Annotated in this window: 16 protein-coding genes; 6 read left to right on the forward strand and 10 right to left on the reverse strand. The window is 70.6% G+C overall.

The annotated features are described in order from the left end of the window. Positions 1-23 precede the first annotated feature (23 nt). The 6 genes from trmD to ffh all read right to left on the reverse strand — a co-directional run bounded on the left by trmD (position 24) and on the right by ffh (position 5,106). The gene (trmD, locus tag FHW73_RS07100) at positions 24-779 is read right to left on the reverse strand and encodes a tRNA (guanosine(37)-N1)-methyltransferase TrmD (protein ID WP_183426258.1); all 756 of its coding nucleotides are present in this window, start codon (positions 777-779) and stop codon (positions 24-26) included. Between the two features lie 145 nt (positions 780-924). Beyond that, a complete protein-coding gene (gene rimM, locus FHW73_RS07105; protein WP_183426031.1) occupies positions 925-1,452 on the reverse strand; it encodes a ribosome maturation factor RimM in 528 nt (175 codons plus the stop codon). Between the two features lie 36 nt (positions 1,453-1,488). After that, the gene (gene rpsP, locus FHW73_RS07110) at positions 1,489-1,749 is read right to left on the reverse strand and encodes a 30S ribosomal protein S16 (protein WP_047136289.1); all 261 of its coding nucleotides are present in this window, start codon (positions 1,747-1,749) and stop codon (positions 1,489-1,491) included. An 89-nt stretch (positions 1,750-1,838) separates the two neighbouring features. Continuing rightward, entirely contained in the window at positions 1,839-2,663 is an 825-nt protein-coding gene (locus tag FHW73_RS07115) for an aminotransferase class IV (RefSeq protein ID WP_345776159.1), read from the reverse strand. Continuing rightward, positions 2,660-3,739: a nitronate monooxygenase gene (locus FHW73_RS07120; protein WP_345776160.1), complete on the reverse strand. Its 1,080-nt coding sequence runs from the start codon at positions 3,737-3,739 to the stop codon at positions 2,660-2,662. The genes FHW73_RS07115 and FHW73_RS07120 overlap by 4 nt, the downstream gene beginning before the upstream one ends. Then, positions 3,736-5,106 carry a signal recognition particle protein gene (ffh, locus tag FHW73_RS07125; RefSeq protein ID WP_183426032.1) on the reverse strand — a complete coding sequence of 457 codons (1,371 nt, stop codon included), beginning with the start codon at positions 5,104-5,106 and terminating at the stop codon, positions 3,736-3,738. The genes FHW73_RS07120 and ffh overlap by 4 nt, the downstream gene beginning before the upstream one ends. Positions 5,107-5,224: 118 nt before the next feature. Between ffh and ccsA the strand changes: the two genes are divergently transcribed. The 5 genes from ccsA (at position 5,225) to FHW73_RS07150 (ending at position 10,895) form a co-directional block, all read left to right on the forward strand. Then, positions 5,225-6,013, forward strand: coding sequence for a cytochrome c biogenesis protein CcsA (gene ccsA / locus FHW73_RS07130; protein WP_183426033.1), 789 nt, complete (start codon positions 5,225-5,227; stop codon positions 6,011-6,013). Between the two features lie 143 nt (positions 6,014-6,156). Beyond that, positions 6,157-6,618 carry a MarR family transcriptional regulator gene (locus FHW73_RS07135; RefSeq protein ID WP_183426034.1) on the forward strand — a complete coding sequence of 154 codons (462 nt, stop codon included), beginning with the start codon at positions 6,157-6,159 and terminating at the stop codon, positions 6,616-6,618. Between the two features lie 2 nt (positions 6,619-6,620). Beyond that, a complete protein-coding gene (locus tag FHW73_RS07140) occupies positions 6,621-8,111 on the forward strand; it encodes an efflux transporter outer membrane subunit (RefSeq protein ID WP_183426035.1) in 1,491 nt (496 codons plus the stop codon). Next, a complete protein-coding gene (locus FHW73_RS07145; RefSeq protein ID WP_183426036.1) occupies positions 8,108-9,295 on the forward strand; it encodes an efflux RND transporter periplasmic adaptor subunit in 1,188 nt (395 codons plus the stop codon). Before FHW73_RS07140 ends, FHW73_RS07145 begins: the two co-directional genes overlap by 4 nt. Before the next feature lie 25 nt (positions 9,296-9,320). Next, positions 9,321-10,895, forward strand: coding sequence for a DHA2 family efflux MFS transporter permease subunit (locus FHW73_RS07150; protein WP_183426037.1), 1,575 nt, complete (start codon positions 9,321-9,323; stop codon positions 10,893-10,895). Between the two features lie 29 nt (positions 10,896-10,924). Here the strand turns inward: FHW73_RS07150 and FHW73_RS07155 are convergent, their stop codons facing one another. Together FHW73_RS07155 and radA are read right to left on the reverse strand one after the other, a co-directional pair. Further along, positions 10,925-11,482: a hypothetical protein gene (locus FHW73_RS07155; protein ID WP_183426038.1), complete on the reverse strand. Its 558-nt coding sequence runs from the start codon at positions 11,480-11,482 to the stop codon at positions 10,925-10,927. Positions 11,483-11,522: 40 nt separating this feature from the next. Then, positions 11,523-12,911, reverse strand: a complete 1,389-nt coding sequence (gene radA, locus FHW73_RS07160; protein WP_183426039.1) for a DNA repair protein RadA — start codon at positions 12,909-12,911, stop codon at positions 11,523-11,525. Between the two features lie 134 nt (positions 12,912-13,045). Here radA and FHW73_RS07165 point away from each other — a divergent pair, with 134 nt between their 5' ends. Further along, positions 13,046-14,101, forward strand: a complete 1,056-nt coding sequence (locus tag FHW73_RS07165) for a diguanylate cyclase (protein ID WP_183426040.1) — start codon at positions 13,046-13,048, stop codon at positions 14,099-14,101. 16 nt (positions 14,102-14,117) lie between these two features. Here the strand turns inward: FHW73_RS07165 and FHW73_RS07170 are convergent, their stop codons facing one another. After that, the gene (locus FHW73_RS07170) at positions 14,118-14,693 is read right to left on the reverse strand and encodes a nucleoside 2-deoxyribosyltransferase (RefSeq protein WP_183426041.1); all 576 of its coding nucleotides are present in this window, start codon (positions 14,691-14,693) and stop codon (positions 14,118-14,120) included. A 193-nt stretch (positions 14,694-14,886) separates the two neighbouring features. Further along, positions 14,887-15,591 carry a hypothetical protein gene (locus tag FHW73_RS07175; protein WP_183426042.1) on the reverse strand — a complete coding sequence of 235 codons (705 nt, stop codon included), beginning with the start codon at positions 15,589-15,591 and terminating at the stop codon, positions 14,887-14,889. Between the last annotated feature and the right edge of the window lie 21 nt (positions 15,592-15,612).

Raw genomic sequence — 15,612 nt, forward strand, 5'->3', positions numbered from 1 at the left:
TGCCACTGCCGGCGCGGCGGCGCTCAGGCGTCCGGGTCCTGGCCCCGCTCGGCCCGCCAGGCCGCGAGCAGCCGCCGGTCGGCCTTGCCCAACGCGGACTCGTCGAGCAGATCCGGGCGCCGCTCGGCGGTGCGGCCCAGTGACTGCTGCCGGCGCCAGGCGGCGATCTGGGCGTGATTGCCCGACAACAGCACATCGGGCACCCGTCCCAGCGCATGCTCGACCGGCCGGGTGTAGTGCGGGCAATCGAGCAGGCCATCGCCCTCGAAGCTGTCCTGCACCGCCGAATCGGCGTCGTTCAATGCCCCGTCCTGCAACCGGGCCACCGCATCGACGACGACCGCCGCGGCCAGTTCCCCGCCCGACAGCACGTAGTCGCCGATCGACAGCTCCTCGTCCACCTCGGCCTCGAGCAGCCGCTCGTCGACGCCCTCGTAGCGGCCGCACAGCAGGATCAGCCGCGGCAGTGCGGCCAGCTCGCGCACCTTGGCCTGGGTCAGCGGCCGGCCCTGGGGGCTCATGTAGATCGTGCGCGCCGGCGCCGGATCGGCCGCACGCGCGGCAGCGAGCGCAGCCCGCAGCGGCTCGATCAGCATCACCATGCCCGGCCCGCCACCGAACGGCCGGTCGTCGACCCGGCGGTAGTTGCCCTGCGCATAGTCGCGCGGATTCCAGCCCTGCAACGCGACCAGCCCGCGCTCACGCGCCCGCCCGACCACGCCGACCGCCGCCGCCTGGTCGATGAACTCGGGAAACAGGCTGACGACATCGATGCGGATGGCACCGTGACCGGCGGTTCGGGATGCGGGCTGCGTTTGCGTTTCGGACGACATGACGGTCCTTTCCGGTTGCCGATCCAGGGTGTGGCGCAGCTTTGCAGGCCATGACCTGCGCTGCCCCATCACCAATCGCGCAGCGCCGCCTTCAAAAGTCCGCGTCCCAGTCGACCGTCACCAGACCGGCATCGAAATCGATCGAGACGATGTAGTCGGGCACGATGAACGGAATCATGCGCTCGCGTTCGCTCTGGGCGACCAGCACGTCATTGGCGCCTGTCGAAAACAGATGGGACACCGTCCCCAGGTCCACGCCGTCGACATTGCGCACGCGCAGGCCTTCGAGGTCGACCCAGTAATACTCCCCCGGTGCAGGCGGCGGCAGCGCCTCGCGCGGGACCCAGACCTCGAGCCCGCGTGCGGCCTCGGCGGCATCGCGGTCGGCGATGTCGGGCAGCGTGGCGACCACGCCCTTGGGCGTCTCGCGACCGCGCGCGCCCGACAGCGTGCGCTCGCCGCCGCGGCCGTCGCGCAGCACCCAGGGCTGGTAGCGGAAGATCGCGCTGCGCGGCTCGGTGAACGATTCGAGCTTCACTTCACCGCGCACGCCAAACGCGCCATGGACCTTGCCCAGTTGGATCATCCGCTGGGGAGGCTGGCGCGTCGGGTCGTTCATATCGGCATGGCCGCGCCCGCAGGCGCGGCCCATGGGTCAGGCAGCGGCGACCGCAGCCTTGCCCGCTTCCTTGTACAGGGCGCGGACCTTGTCGCTCATCTGGGCGCCGTTCTTGACCCAGTGGTCGACGCGCTCGGTGTCGAGGACGACACGCTGCTCACCGCCGGTCGCGACCGGGTTGTAGTAGCCCACGCGCTCGATGTTGCGGCCGTCGCGCGCGCTGCGCGAGTCGGTCACGATGATGTGGTAGAACGGACGCTTCTTGGCGCCGCCGCGCGTCAGACGGATCTTGACCATTGCTTTGCTTCCTGTGTTGCCCAGTCGCCAGGGTGGCGAGGTAAGCCGGCGATTATAGCGGAAGCGGCGGCCGCCGGCGCAAGCACCGGTCAGTGCGCGCCTTCGAGCGGCATCCAGGGCTGCGCGGCGAGCAACGCGCGCAGGCGCCCGGGCACCGCCGAGTCGGCATCGAAGCGCCAGCCGTCGATCGCGGCCACCGCACGCAACCCGCCGCTGTTGCAGGCGAATGCGGCCTCGAAGCCCGCGCAATCGGCCAGGCCGACACGGGCGTGGCGCTGCGCGATGCCCGCGGTCTCGAGCGCGCGCTGCAGCAGGCGTTCGCTCGTGCCCCGCAACGCCGGTGCGATCGGCCAGACCACGGTATCGCCGGCCACGAAGCCGACATTCCATAGCGCGCCCTCGCCGATCGTGCCGTCGGCATCGACCAGCAGTGCATCGTCGTAGCCGGCCAGCACCGTCTGCCGGCGTGCATGCAGCATCGGCAACGTGGCCGCGTGCTTGAGATGGGCCAGCGCGCGGACGTACACATGCGAGGCCAGCCGCAATGGCGCGGTCGGCGGCTGCCGCGGGGGCGACAACGCGACCAGCAAGACCACCGGCACCGCCTCTCCGCGCTCGACGGCTGGCATATCGCGCGAAAACGCCGCGATGCGCAACGTCGCATCGTCGATGTCGGCGGCCGCGAGCGCCGAGGCCATCGCGGCCAGGATGGCGTCCGACGCCAGCGCGCTGCCGAACAGTTCCAGATTGCCGGCCTGCAGCCGCGTCACATGCAGGTCCAGTCCCTGCACTGCGCGTCCGCGCACCTGCAATGTGGAGAAATGCCCGTAGTTGACGAGGGCTGCGGCGAGGTCGGCCACCTCGGCCGGCCGGCCATCGATCCAGTGGCTGACAGCAAGCGCAGCGCGTGTCACAGCAACGCCTGCGCGTCGCGCCACCAGTCCTGCACGAGTTCACCCGCCGGCCGCGCCTGCGCCAGCCAGGCCGACTGCCCGGCCCAGGCCTGCATCGCGTCGAGACGGCCATCGCGGGCCGCGGCAGCGCGCATCGGGGCGGTGAGTCCGCGCTGCACTGGGTATGGCCGCGGCGGCGGTGCGTCGTCGGCCGCGGCTGCGCGCACGTAACCGGTCGCCAGCGCACGGCCGAGCCGGCCGCTGAACGCCCGCGTCGGCCAACAGGCCTCCGGCTCGGCGCTCGCCAGTGCATCTGCCCAGGCCGGCGCGATGGTCGCCTCGGGCGTGCGCAACAGGCCGGTGCCGACCTGCACCGCGCTCGCCCCCAGCAACAAGGCCGCCGCGACGCCACGCCCATCGGCGATGCCGCCGGCGGCGATCACCGGCACCTCGAGGGCGTCGGCCAGCCGTGGCACCAGCGAGAACAGCCCGACGATCCGGTGTTCGGCCTCGGCGGCCTCGAAGGCGCCGCGGTGCCCGCCCGCCTCGGCGCCCTGTGCGACCACCGCATCGGCGCCGGCGGCCTGCGCCTGACGCGCCTCATCGAGCGTGGTCACAGTGGCGAACCAGGCGATCCCGGCCGCCTTCAGGCGCTCGACCTGCGCCGGAGAAAACACCCCCATGATGCTCGAGGCCACCGCCGGCCGCGCCGCCAGCAAGGCGTCGAACTGCGCATCGAAATCGGCCGGCGTGGCGTCGCCGGCGGACGCCGGCACCGCCGGCCCCCAGCGCTCGAGCAACACCCGGGTCGCCGCTTCGGCATCTGCATCGCGCGCCGGTGGCGGATCGGGAATCCACAGGTTGACCTGCGCCGGGCCCGCGGTGCGGTCGCGGAACGCGCGCATCCAGGTCTCGATGTCGGCCAGCTGCGACAGCACCGCGCCCATCGCGCCCATGCCGCCTGCCTCGGCGACCGCCGCCGCCAGCGCCGGCGGACAGGCGCCGGCCATCGGCCCCATCAGGACCGGAATCCGCAGGCCGAAGCGCGCACAGAACGCGTCGGCCCGCCGGCGCGCCGGATGCGCGCCCGTGCTCACCGGAACGGCATGCGGCCCATGCCGCCCATCATGCCTTGCAGGCCGCGCATCATGCCCTTCATGCCGCCGCGGGCCATCTTGCCCATCATCTTTTCCATCTGCATGTACTGCTTCATCAGCTTGTTGACGTCGGCCGGGGTCGTGCCCGAGCCGGCGGCGATGCGCGCGCGGCGCGAGCCGTTGAGCAGGGTCGGGTTGCGCCGCTCCTTCTTGGTCATCGAGTCGATGATCGCGATCATCCGCGGCACTTCCTTGTTCTGCTGGACCTGCTGCTTGAGATGCTCGGGCACCTGGCCCAGGCCCGGCAGCTTCTCCATCAGGCTGCCGATGCCGCCCATGTTCTGCATCTGCTCGAGCTGGTCCTTCATGTCGTTGAGGTCGAACTTCTTGCCCTTGGCGACCTTCTGCGCGAGCTTGGCCGCCTTGTCCTTGTCGACCTGGTGCTCGACCTGCTCGACCAGCGACAGCACGTCGCCCATGTCGAGGATGCGGCTGGCGACGCGCTCGGGATGGAAGACATCGAGACCGTCGACCTTCTCGCCGGTGCCGACGAACTTGATCGGCTTGCCGGTGATGTAGCGCACGCTCAGCGCCGCGCCGCCGCGGGCATCGCCGTCGGTCTTGGTCAGCACCACACCGGTCAGCGGCAGCGCCTCGCCGAAGGCCTTGGCGGTGTTAGCCGCGTCCTGGCCGGTCATCGAGTCGACGACGAACAGCGTCTCGACCGGATTGACCGCGGCGTGCAGCGCCTTGATCTCGGCCATCATGGCCTCGTCGATCGCCAGGCGGCCGGCAGTGTCGACCAGCAACACGTCGATGAACGACTTGCGCGCATCGGCGATCGCCGCGCGCACGATGTCGACCGGCTGCTGCGACGCCTCCGACGGGAAGAAGCGCACATCGACCTGCTCGGCCAGCGTGCGCAGCTGCTCGATCGCGGCCGGACGGTAGACGTCGGCGCTGACGACCATGACCTTCTTCTTGCGCTTTTCCTTCAGCAGCTTGGCGAGCTTGCCGACGGTGGTCGTCTTGCCCGCGCCCTGCAGGCCGGCCATCAGCACGACCGCCGGCGCCGGCACGGCGAGATTGAGGTCGGTCGCCTGCGCGCCCATGACCGCCGTCAACTCGTCGCGCACGACCTTGATCAGCGCCTGGCCCGGGGTGAGCGACTTGAGCACTTCCTGGCCGACCGCACGGACCTTGATCCGCTCGATCAGTGCCTGCACCACCGGCAGCGCGACATCGGCTTCGAGCAGCGCAATGCGCACCTCGCGGGTCGCCTCGCGGATGTTCTCCTCGGTCAGACGGCCGCGCCCGCGCAGGCGCTCGATGGTGCCGGACAGGCGCTGGGTCAGGGACTCGAACATGCGGGACTCGGGCTGGCTTGAAAACGGTCGGCGATTATAGCCCCGCACGCCCCGGCGCCCCGGCCCGCGTCGATCGGCGGCAGGCGCGTTCGGGGCGTTCCTGTGCGACACTTCCGCGATGACAATGGTTCTCATCGCAGCCCTGCTCTACCTGGCCGCTGCCGTCGCGCTCGTGCACGGCGTCGGGCGCGACCCTGCGCCCGCAAACGCGTGGTGGGCAGTGCCGGCCGGCGCGGCCGTCGCGCTGCATGCCGCCGCGCACATGCTGGTGTGGCGCGACGTGGGCACCGAGCTGCATTTCTACGCCGCCCTGTCGCTGGTCGGTCTGGGCATGGCGGTGCTGACGATGCTCTATGACATCCGCGGACGCATGGCCGCGCTGGGCGTGATCGTGTTTCCGATCGCCGCCGCGGCACTGATCTCCTACGGCCGGGGCGCACACGTCGCGTCCAGCGTGCCGGACTGGCGCCTGCAGTTGCACGCCTGGTGTGCCTTGCTGTCCTACGCCACGCTCGCGATCGCCGCGCTGGTCGCGCTGCTGCTGTGGGCGCAGGAACGCGCGCTGCGACGCCGCGAATTCCATCGCTGGCTGCGCGCGCTGCCGCCGTTGACCGAACTCGAATCGCTGCTGTTTCGCACGATCTGGGTCGGATTCGCGCTGCTGACCGCGACGCTGGTCACCGGCGTGCTGTTCGTCGACGACTTCTTCGCACAGCACCTGATCCACAAGACCGTGCTGAGCGTGCTGTCGTGGCTGGCCTTCGGCGCGCTGCTGCTGGGCCGCTGGCGCCACGGCTGGCGCGGCACCCGCGCGGTCGGCTGGACGCTGGCAGCGATGGCGCTGCTGGTGCTGGCGTTCTTCGGCAGCAAGTTCGTCCTGGAGCTGGTGCTGCGCCGGCCCGCCTGATCCAACCGGCCTGCCTGCTCGAAGGCAGGCTGCGCCCAGAGATCGCCCAACACTGAACCGATGCCAGCCGTCCGCCTGAACAGCGCTTGCAGCGGCAATACTTGCCTTGACAACAATTGCAGCGGCGAGGAATATGCGCCGCCATGTCCAACGCTCCCCGCCCTTGCGCTTCCGCCAGCGGTTCGTCGCTGGGCCTGCTGTTCCGGCAGGTCCGCGACGCGATGTGGGCGCGCATGGCCGACGAGCTCGCTCAGTCCGGGCATGAGCTGAGCTTCAGCCAATACATCACGATCAAGAAGCTGGCGATGGGCACCAGCAACGCCACCGATCTTGCCCGCGCGGCCGAACTCAACCCCGGCGCGATGACGCGCCTGATCGACAAGCTGATCGACCGCGGTCTGGTCGAGCGCCATGCCGATCCCGACGACCGCCGCGTGGTGCGCATCCGACTCAGCGCACAGGGCGAGGCGATCTGGCGCGACATCGACCAATGCGGCAACCGCGTGCGCGAGCGCGCGATGTCGGGCATGGACGACGCCCAGCGGCAGCAGTTCATCCGGCTTCTCGAACAGGTTCGCGACAACCTCTCCTTCCCGGGACAGTGACCATGCCTTCTCCCACGACACGCGCCCGGCGACGGGCGCCGGCTGCGGTGTTGCCGATCGTCGCCGCGCTGCTGCTGGCAGGCTGCGCCAGCAGTCGCGGCCTTGCGCCGCAACTCACGCCCAGCGATGCCGACACGCTCGCCGCAGGCCGCAGCCTGGCCGGCGCCCCGCTCAGCGCTGCCGACTTTCCGCGCAGCGACTGGTGGACCGCGTTCGGCGACCCGCAACTCGATGCACTGATCCAAGAGGCGCTGCGCGACAGCCCGTCCTTGGCCGCCGCCGACGCCCGCACCCGCAGCGCGCAGGCGCAGGCCGGGCTCGCCGATGCGCAGCGTCGGCCGACCCTCGGCGCCAGCGCGCGCGTCAGCGGCGTGCAGTTGCCAGAAACCCTCGCGCCAGACCCGATCGGCGGCGACTTCAAGGCCAGTGGCGTGCTGATGCTGGACTTCGCCTGGGCGCCCGACCTGTGGGGCGGCCAGCGTGCGGCCTTCGAGGCGGCTGCTGGCCAGGCGCGCGCTGCCGAAGTCGATGCGCAGGCCGCGCGCCTGACGCTGTCGTCGAATGTCGCGCGCGGCTACATCGCGCTGGCGCAGGCCTTCGACACGCAGGATGTGGCGCAGCGCGAGATCGACCGCGCCAGCCGGTTGCGCGACCTCGCGCAGCAGCGCGTGGAGGCTGGCCTCGACAACCAGTTGCAGCTGCGCAATGCCGACACCGCGATCGGCATCGCACGTCAACAGGCGCAGGCCGCGCAGCAGCAGATCGATGCGGCGCGCAATGCGCTGGCCGCGTTGCTGGGCAAGGGCCCCGACCGCGGCCTCGACATCGCCCGTCCACGCCTGCTGCAGGCGCCGCCGCCGGGGGTGCCCGCGGTGCTGCCGAGCGAGCTGCTGGGCCATCGCGCCGATGTCGTCGCCGCGCGTTGGCGCGTCGAGGCCGCCGCCCGCGGCGTCGACGCCGGCAAGGCCGCCTTCAAGCCCAGCGTCAACCTCAGCGCGCTGGTCGGCCTGGCGGCGGGCAACCTCTCGGACCTGTTCGGCAGCGACGCGGTGCTGGGCTTCGGCGGCCCCGCGCTGAGCTTGCCGATCTTCGATGGCGGCCGGCTGCGCGCCGGCCTCGCCCAGCGCGACGCCGACTACGACACCGCGGTCGCGAGCTACGACCAGACGCTGGTCGTCGCGCTGCGCGAGGTCACTGACGCCTTGCAGGCGGCGCGCGCGCTCGATGCGCAGATCGACACTGTCGCCGATGCGACCGAGGCCGCCCGTCAGGCGTTCGTGCTCGCCGACACCCGCTACCGCGCCGGCATCGGCAACCAGCTCGATGTGCTCGCCGCCCAGCGGCCGCTGTTCCAGCTCGAACAGCAACTCGCGACGCTGCGCGCGCAGCGCTTCGGCGCCGCGGTCGATCTCGACCGCGCACTCGGCGGCGGCCTGACGCTCGCCGCGCCCACCCCTTCCACGCAGACCCAAGCCAGGGCGACCACGCCATGACCTCCGAATCCAACACCGCCAACCCGCCGCAGAAGACTGGCAAGCGCCGCCGCGCGCTCGCGATCCTGGCCACTGTCGCCATCCTGGCCGGGGTCGGCTGGGCGGCCTGGTATCTGCTCGTCGCGCGCTGGCATCAGGACACCGATGACGCCTATGTGCAGGGCAACGTCGTGAGCATCGTGCCGCAGACGATGGGCACGGTGGTCTCGATCGATGCCGACGAAGGCATGCGCGTCGAGGCCGGCCAAGCGCTGGTGCACCTCGACCCCAACGACGCGCAGGTCGCCTACGACCAGGCGGCCGCGAATCTGGCCGGCACGGTCCGGCAGGTGCGCGGCCTCTACAGCAGCGTCGAATCCGGCCAGGCCGAACTGGCGGCGCGACAGGTCGCCGTGCGCCAGGCCCGCGAGGATGTGCGCCGCCGCGAGGGGTTGGTCGCCAGCGGTGCGGTCTCGCGCGAGGAACTGGCCCACGCCCGCGACGTGCTGGCCGGCGCCGAAGCCGCGCTGTTGGCCTCGCAAGGCCAACTCTCGCGTAGCCGCGCGCTGGTGGACGCGACCGAGGTCGCCAGCCAGCCGCAGGTCCAGGCCGCCGCCGCGCAGTTGCGCCGCGCCTGGCTCGACCTGCAGCGCATGGCCATCGTCGCCCCGGTGTCGGGCTACGTCGCCCGCCGCGAGGTGCAGCTCGGCCAGCGGGTGCAGCCGGGCAACACGCTGATGACGATCGTGCCGCTGGAACAGGTGTGGGTGGAGGCCAACTTCAAGGAGACCCAGCTCACCGGCATGCGCATCGGTCAGCCGGTCGAGGTGCGCGCCGATCTCTACGGCAGCAAGGTGCGCTACAGCGGCAAGGTCGCCAGCCTCGGCATGGGCACCGGCAGCGCGTTTTCGCTGCTGCCGGCGCAGAACGCCAGCGGCAACTGGATCAAGATCGTCCAGCGTGTGCCGGTGCGCATCGAACTCGATCCCGCGCAGCTCGCCGAGCATCCGCTGCGCCTGGGCCTGAGCATGCATGTCGATGTCGCGGTGCGTGACCAGAACGGTCCGGTGCTGGCCAGCTCGCAGGCCAAGCGCGCCGCACCGCTGCTGTCGACCGATGCCTACGCCGAGCAGCAAGCCCAGGCCGATGCGCTGATCACGCGCACGATCGAGGCCAACCTGCCTCAGCTCGCCGCCCGCCGCTGAGCCGACTCCCGGCACCGAGGCCGCCATGTCCACGACCACCGCCGACGCGCCGGGCGCTCCCGCCCCGGCCGCTGCCTCCGCCTTCCGTCCGCCGAACCTGGCGCTGACGACGATCGGCCTTGCGCTGGCGTCGTTCATGCAGGTGCTCGACATCACGATCGCCAACGTCTCGTTGCCGACGATCGCCGGCAACCTCGGCGCGAGCTCGAACCAGGCGACCTGGGTCATCACCTCGTTCGCGGTCAGCAATGCGATCGCATTGCCGCTGACCGGCTTCATGACCCGCCGCTTCGGCGAGCGCAAGCTGTTCGTGTGGGCAACGTTCGCGTTCGTGATCGCCTCGCTGCTGTGCGGCCTGGCGTCGAGCATGGGGTTTCTGGTCGCCGCCCGCGCGCTGCAGGGCTTCGTCGCCGGCCCGATGTATCCGGTGACCCAGGCCCTGCTGATCTCGATCTATCCCCCGGCCAAACGCGGACAGGCGATCGCATTGCTGGCGATGGTCACCGTGGTCGCGCCGATCTGCGGCCCGATCCTCGGCGGCTGGATCACCGACAACTACAGCTGGGAATGGATCTTCTTCATCAACGTGCCGATCGGCATCTTCGCCAGCCTCGTCGTCGCCAGCCAGTTGCGCGGACGCCCCGAGAAGCTCGAGAAACCGAAGATGGACTACGTCGGCCTGATCACGCTGATCATCGGTGTCGGCGCGCTGCAGACATTGCTCGACCTGGGCAATGAGGAAGACTGGTTCGAGTCGACCAAGATCGTGTGGCTGGCGATCACCTCGGTACTGGGCCTGGCGGTGTTCCTGATCTGGGAGCTCACCGAGAAGGACCCGATCGTCAACCTGCGGCTGTTCCGCCATCGCAACTTCGCCTTCGGCACGCTCGCGATGGTGCTTGGCTACTCGGCCTTCTTCGCCGTGGGCCTGCTGGTGCCGCTGTGGCTGCAGCGCAACCTGGGCTACACGCCGATCTGGGCGGGCTTTGCGACCGCGCCGATCGGCATCCTGCCGGTGTTGCTCACCCCGTTGGTGGGCAAGTACGCGACCCGCTTCGACCTGCGCATCCTGGCGACGTTCGCGTTCATGGTGATGGCCTTCACCAGCTTCATCCGCTCGGGCTTCAATCTCGAGGTCGACTTCCAGCACGTGGCCATGGTGCAGCTGTGGCAGGGCCTGGGCGTGGCGCTGTTCTTCATGCCGGTGCTGACCATCCTGCTGTCGGACCTCGAACCGCACGAGATCGCCGCCGGCTCGGGCCTGGCGACCTTCGTGCGCACGCTCGGCGGCAGCTTCGCCGCCTCCTTGACCACCTGGGCCTGGAACCAGCGCAGCACCATCCACCATGCGCAGCTGACCGAGCACATCCCCGCACACGATCCTGCGATCCAACAGACGGTCGCCGCGCTCGGCCAGGGCGATGTGCAACGCGGCGCGATGATGCTCGATCAGATGATCGCCCAGCAGGCGACCCAGATCGGCTTCAACGAGATCTTCCACCTGCTGGGCATCCTGTTCCTGCTGGTGATCGCGTTCGTCTGGATGGCGCGGCCCCCGTTCGCGGCGAAGATCGGCGGCGCGGCTTCCGGCGGCCACTGAGCACGCGCGCGCGATCTGGGCGCGCGTTGTCAGCCCACGGCCAGCAGCGCCAGACCCGTCGCCAAACCGAGCGCGGTGCCGCCGATCGTCTCCGGCCAGGTATGCCGTGCCAGACGCAGCCGCGACCAGCCCAAGACCGGCAAGGCCAGCAGCGCCGTCACCGAGACCGCGGGCGAGAGCGGCCAGACCGCCACACCCGCAAACGCCAGGCTTGCCATGTGCAACGACAGCTTGATCCAGCGATTGGCGAGGCCGGCCGCGCACAACATCAGTGCCGCCGCGAGCACGCCGGTGGAAGTGGCCGAACCCCGGCCGCCCATCCACAGCCAGTAGCCACCGGCGACGATCAGCAGCAGCGCATAGAGCAGCGGCCGCTCCTGCCGCCGCGAGGCATCGACCGTTTCCCAGTGCCCGCCGCGGCGCCGCTGCCAGATGAAGACCGCGACGATCGCGACCCCGGCGACGAGCCCCAGCGCGGTGCGACCGAGCGCGTCGGGATCGACACGCCAGGTCGCCAGCAACGCGAGCGCCGCGAACACGGCGAACGGATGCAGGGCGATCGAGACGATGCGGGCGAGCCGCGTCACCGACACTCAGGCCGTCATGGCCGGGCGAACGGCCCCGCACTCAGACATGCTCGAGCGCCTCAGCGAGTCGCTCGACCGCGATGACCTCCATGCCCTTGTAGGCCCCGGCCTTGGGTGCGTTGGCGCGCGGCACGATCGCGCGCACGAAGCCGTGCGTGGCGGCTTCCTTCAGGCGTTCCTCGCCGTTGGGCACCGGCCGGATCTCGCCGGCCAGGCCGACCTCGCCGAAGGCGATGGTCTTCTCCGGCAACGGGATGTCGCGCAGCGACGACAGCACCGACAGCAGCACCGGCAGGTCGGCCGCGGTCTCCTGCACGCGGATGCCGCCGACGACGTTGACGAACACGTCCTGGTCGCCGGTCATGATGCCGCCGTGCCGATGCAGCACCGCCAGCAGCATCGCCAGCCGGTTGCCCTCCATGCCGACCGCGACACGCCGCGGGTTGGACAGCGGCGAGGCATCGACCAGCGCCTGCACCTCGACCAGCAGCGGCCGGGTGCCCTCGCGCGTGACCATGATGCAGCTGCCCGGCTGTTGGGCACCGGCGCCCGACAGGAAGATCGCCGACGGGTTGGCGACCTCCTTGAGGCCTTTCTCGCCCATCGCGAACACGCCCAGTTCGTTGACCGCGCCGAAGCGGTTCTTGAATGCGCGCATCACCCGGAAGCGGCTGCCGCTGTCGCCCTCGAAATACAGCACCGCATCGACCATGTGCTCGAGCACACGCGGGCCGGCGATGCCGCCCTCCTTGGTCACGTGACCGACCAGGAACACCGCGGTGCCGGTCTCCTTGGCATAACGCACCAGGCGCGCGGCCGACTCGCGGACCTGGCTCACCGAGCCGGGGGCTGCGGTCAGCGACTCGGTCCACAGGGTCTGGATCGAGTCGGCGATGATCAGCCCGGGCTTGAGCTTGGAGGCGTGCTCGAGAATGCGCTCGATGCCGGTCTCGGCCAATGCGTGCAGGCCGTCGAGCGACAGTCCCAGCCGGACCGCACGCCCGGCGACCTGGGCCAGCGATTCCTCGCCGGTGACGTACAGCCCCGGCAGCGTATGCGCCATCCGCGCCAGCGCCTGCAGCAGCAACGTGGACTTGCCGATGCCGGGATCGCCACCGACCAGCACCACCGCGCCCTCGACCAGACCGCCGCCCAGCACCCGGTCGAACTCGCCGATGCCGGTCGACACGCGCACGTCCTCGCCCTGCTGCACGTCCTTGAGCGCCATGACCTTGGGCGCATCGACCTTGCCGGCCCAACCCGAGCGGCGCGCCGCGGGCGAGCGGACCGACGCCGCGCTCTCGAGCACGATCTCGGCGATCGTGTCCCAGGCGCCGCAGGCGCTGCACTGCCCCTGCCACTTGTTGTAGTCGGCGCCGCACTCGCTGCACACGAAGGCGGTTCGGGCTTTGGCGGCGGGCTTGGCCATCGGCGATCGGTCCGTTGCGGGGCCCGGCAGGATAGCCGAGGGCGGTCGCAGCAACGGAGACGCACACACCCGCACGCAGCCATCGGGCACCGCTACAATCGCCTCGGACAACGGGCCCTGGGGGGCCGCTCCCGATGCCCGACCGCGACGACCTCCACCACCGGGCGCGTGCCGCCGCTCTGCTGTTTCCGTCCCGGATCCGCCGTATGCGGATGCTCGGTGCGGTGCTGTGTGCGCTGCCGATCACCTCGGTCCTGGCCGAACGCGGTGCACCGGCCTGGCTCTGGATCGCGCTGGCGATCAACGCCGTGCTGTGGCCGCAGTTGGCCTGGCTGCGCGCGCAACGCGCGCATGACCCGGTCGCCACCGAGTACCGCAATCTCCTCGTCGATGCCGTGGTCGGCGGCCTGTGGATCGCGGCGATCGCGGTCAACCTGCTGCCGACGGTGGCCATCGCGTCGGTGTTGGCCTCCGATCGCTTGGCCGCCGGCGGATGGCGCCTGTTCTGGCGAGCCGCCATCGTGTTCGCGCTCGCCTTCGTGGCCGGCTGGGCGCTCGCCGGCTATCCGTTCGCGCCGGAGACCTCGTCGCGCACCCTCCTCGCCTGCATTCCGCTGTTGGTCGGCTACCCCATCGCGTTGAGCCTGGTGACCTACCGGCTGGGCAGGACGATCGCCCGACAGAACCGCGAGCTCGAGCGCAGCAACCGAACCGATTCGGGCAGCGACCTGCCCAACCGGCGGCACTTCGACGTCCGGGTGCGCGATGCCTTGTCGCGCTTCGATCGGCACGGTGATCCGGCCACATTGCTGATGATCGACATCGACGCCTTCAAGTCGATCAACGACCACTACGGCCACGGCGTCGGCGATCTCGTGCTGCGACGGGTGGCCGATGTGCTGCGCACCGCCGCCGGCGCCACCGATACGCCGGCCCGGATCGGCGGGGACGAGTTCGCGATCCTGCTCGCCCCCGCCGGGCCGGCGCGCGCGGCCGCGGTGGCCGAGTACGTCCGCGCCGGCATTGCCGCCCTCGGTTTCGACGGCCATCCGACGCTGGCGTGCACGGCCAGTATCGGCGTCTCGACGACACGCCCGGAGTTCGGCTCGCCGCCCGACTGGCTGCGCGATGCCGACAGCGCGCTCTACCGCGCCAAGGCCGCCGGGCGCAATCGGGTGACAGTGGCCTGAGCCCCGGCGTATTCGCCTAGGGACTGGCGACGCCGCCCTGGCGTTCGGACGCACGTGGCGCCTCCACCGGCATCAGCAACCTCTCGCCGCGACGCGTCAACTGCGCCAACGCCATCGCCGCATCGCCGACCACCAGCGGTGCCGGCACCGACAGCATCAGATTCAGCGGCAGCCCGAACTCCTCGATGTTCCAGCCGTGCACATCGAGCACGCCGTCGGCTCCAATCGCCTCGGGATGGCGCTGGCGGATGCGCTGGGCCAGCGTGCCGCCCTCGGGGATATAGCCGTACACCGGCTTGCCGCGTGCGACCGCATAGCCCACCTCGAAGCAGGTGCCGCTGTCGGGCTCCGGTCCGCGGAAGAAATCCAGATTGGCGAGCACCGCATCGGCGCGTTCGATCAAACCGATGTTGGCCCGGTAGATCCACCGCGCCTGCTCGCCCGGATCGACAAGCGCCGCCGGCACGTCCTGATCGAGCGGATACAAGCCCTCGATGCCGAAGCGCGCGCACAGCGCTTTGAGCGCGGCCCCGCGCGCGCGGGCATCGGGCCGGAACACATCGGGTCCGGCGAGGTACAGGGAACGGATCATCGCAGCAAGTCCGACGGCAGGGACCGCATTGTCGCGGCGCCGGCCGACATCGGGAATGCGACCCGATGCCGCTGACCTTGGGCAGCGCGGACAGACCGGCTCGGCGACTGCCTCCGCGATGCTTGCTGCGCGGGCGAGCGGCGGGCGCGGCAACGACGCCTCAAGCACCCTGCCCGTGCGCCAGATCGCTTGGCTACTCGTCGTTCCGGAACGACAACTGCCGGCGAAAGGTCGAAGTCGAGTCGGTCCCCGAACGCGGCGGAAACAGCGAGATCTCGCCAGCGCGAATGGCGCGATCGCGGATCTGCAGACCAATGCCCTCGGCACGCTCGATCTCCACCCGGTCGACGCTGCCGTCAGGCGCGATGTGCATGACCCAGGCCAGTTCACCGACAAACGCTTCGGGCGCGATCGTCGCGTCGTAGTTGGGGCGCCCCAGCACATAGGGCATGTCCTGGGGCGTGGCCGCGATCAGCGCATCGAGCGTCGGATACACCTCGACTTCGCGGCTGCCGGCCGGCGCCGCGGCGCCATCCAGGTAGACCACCACACGCCACGTCCCTGGCGTCGCGTCCGGCGGCAATTGCGCGGGAAAGCAGCGCTTGCTGCCATCGAAATCCGGATGCGCCTGCTGCGCGACCACGCGCCCCGCCGTGTCACGCATCTCGATCGTCAGCCCCGATGTCGTGGCGTCGGCATCGAGCACCGCGACGCAGACCTGATGCCCGAAGCGCTCGCCAAGCACGAACGACCGCGTCTCCTGTCTGGCCAGCGCGCCCTCGGGCGTCTTGGACCACAGGAACTCGATATAGGGATCCGACGGGGATGACGTTCCCGCCGCGGCCAGTGCGGCATCGCAGGCCAACACCAGCAACGCCCCCGCAAGACGCGCCTGCATGCGATCACTCCAGACCATAAA

It is taken from the genome of Luteimonas sp. RC10, assembly GCF_014192745.1.
Classification (GTDB): domain Bacteria; phylum Pseudomonadota; class Gammaproteobacteria; order Xanthomonadales; family Xanthomonadaceae; genus Luteimonas.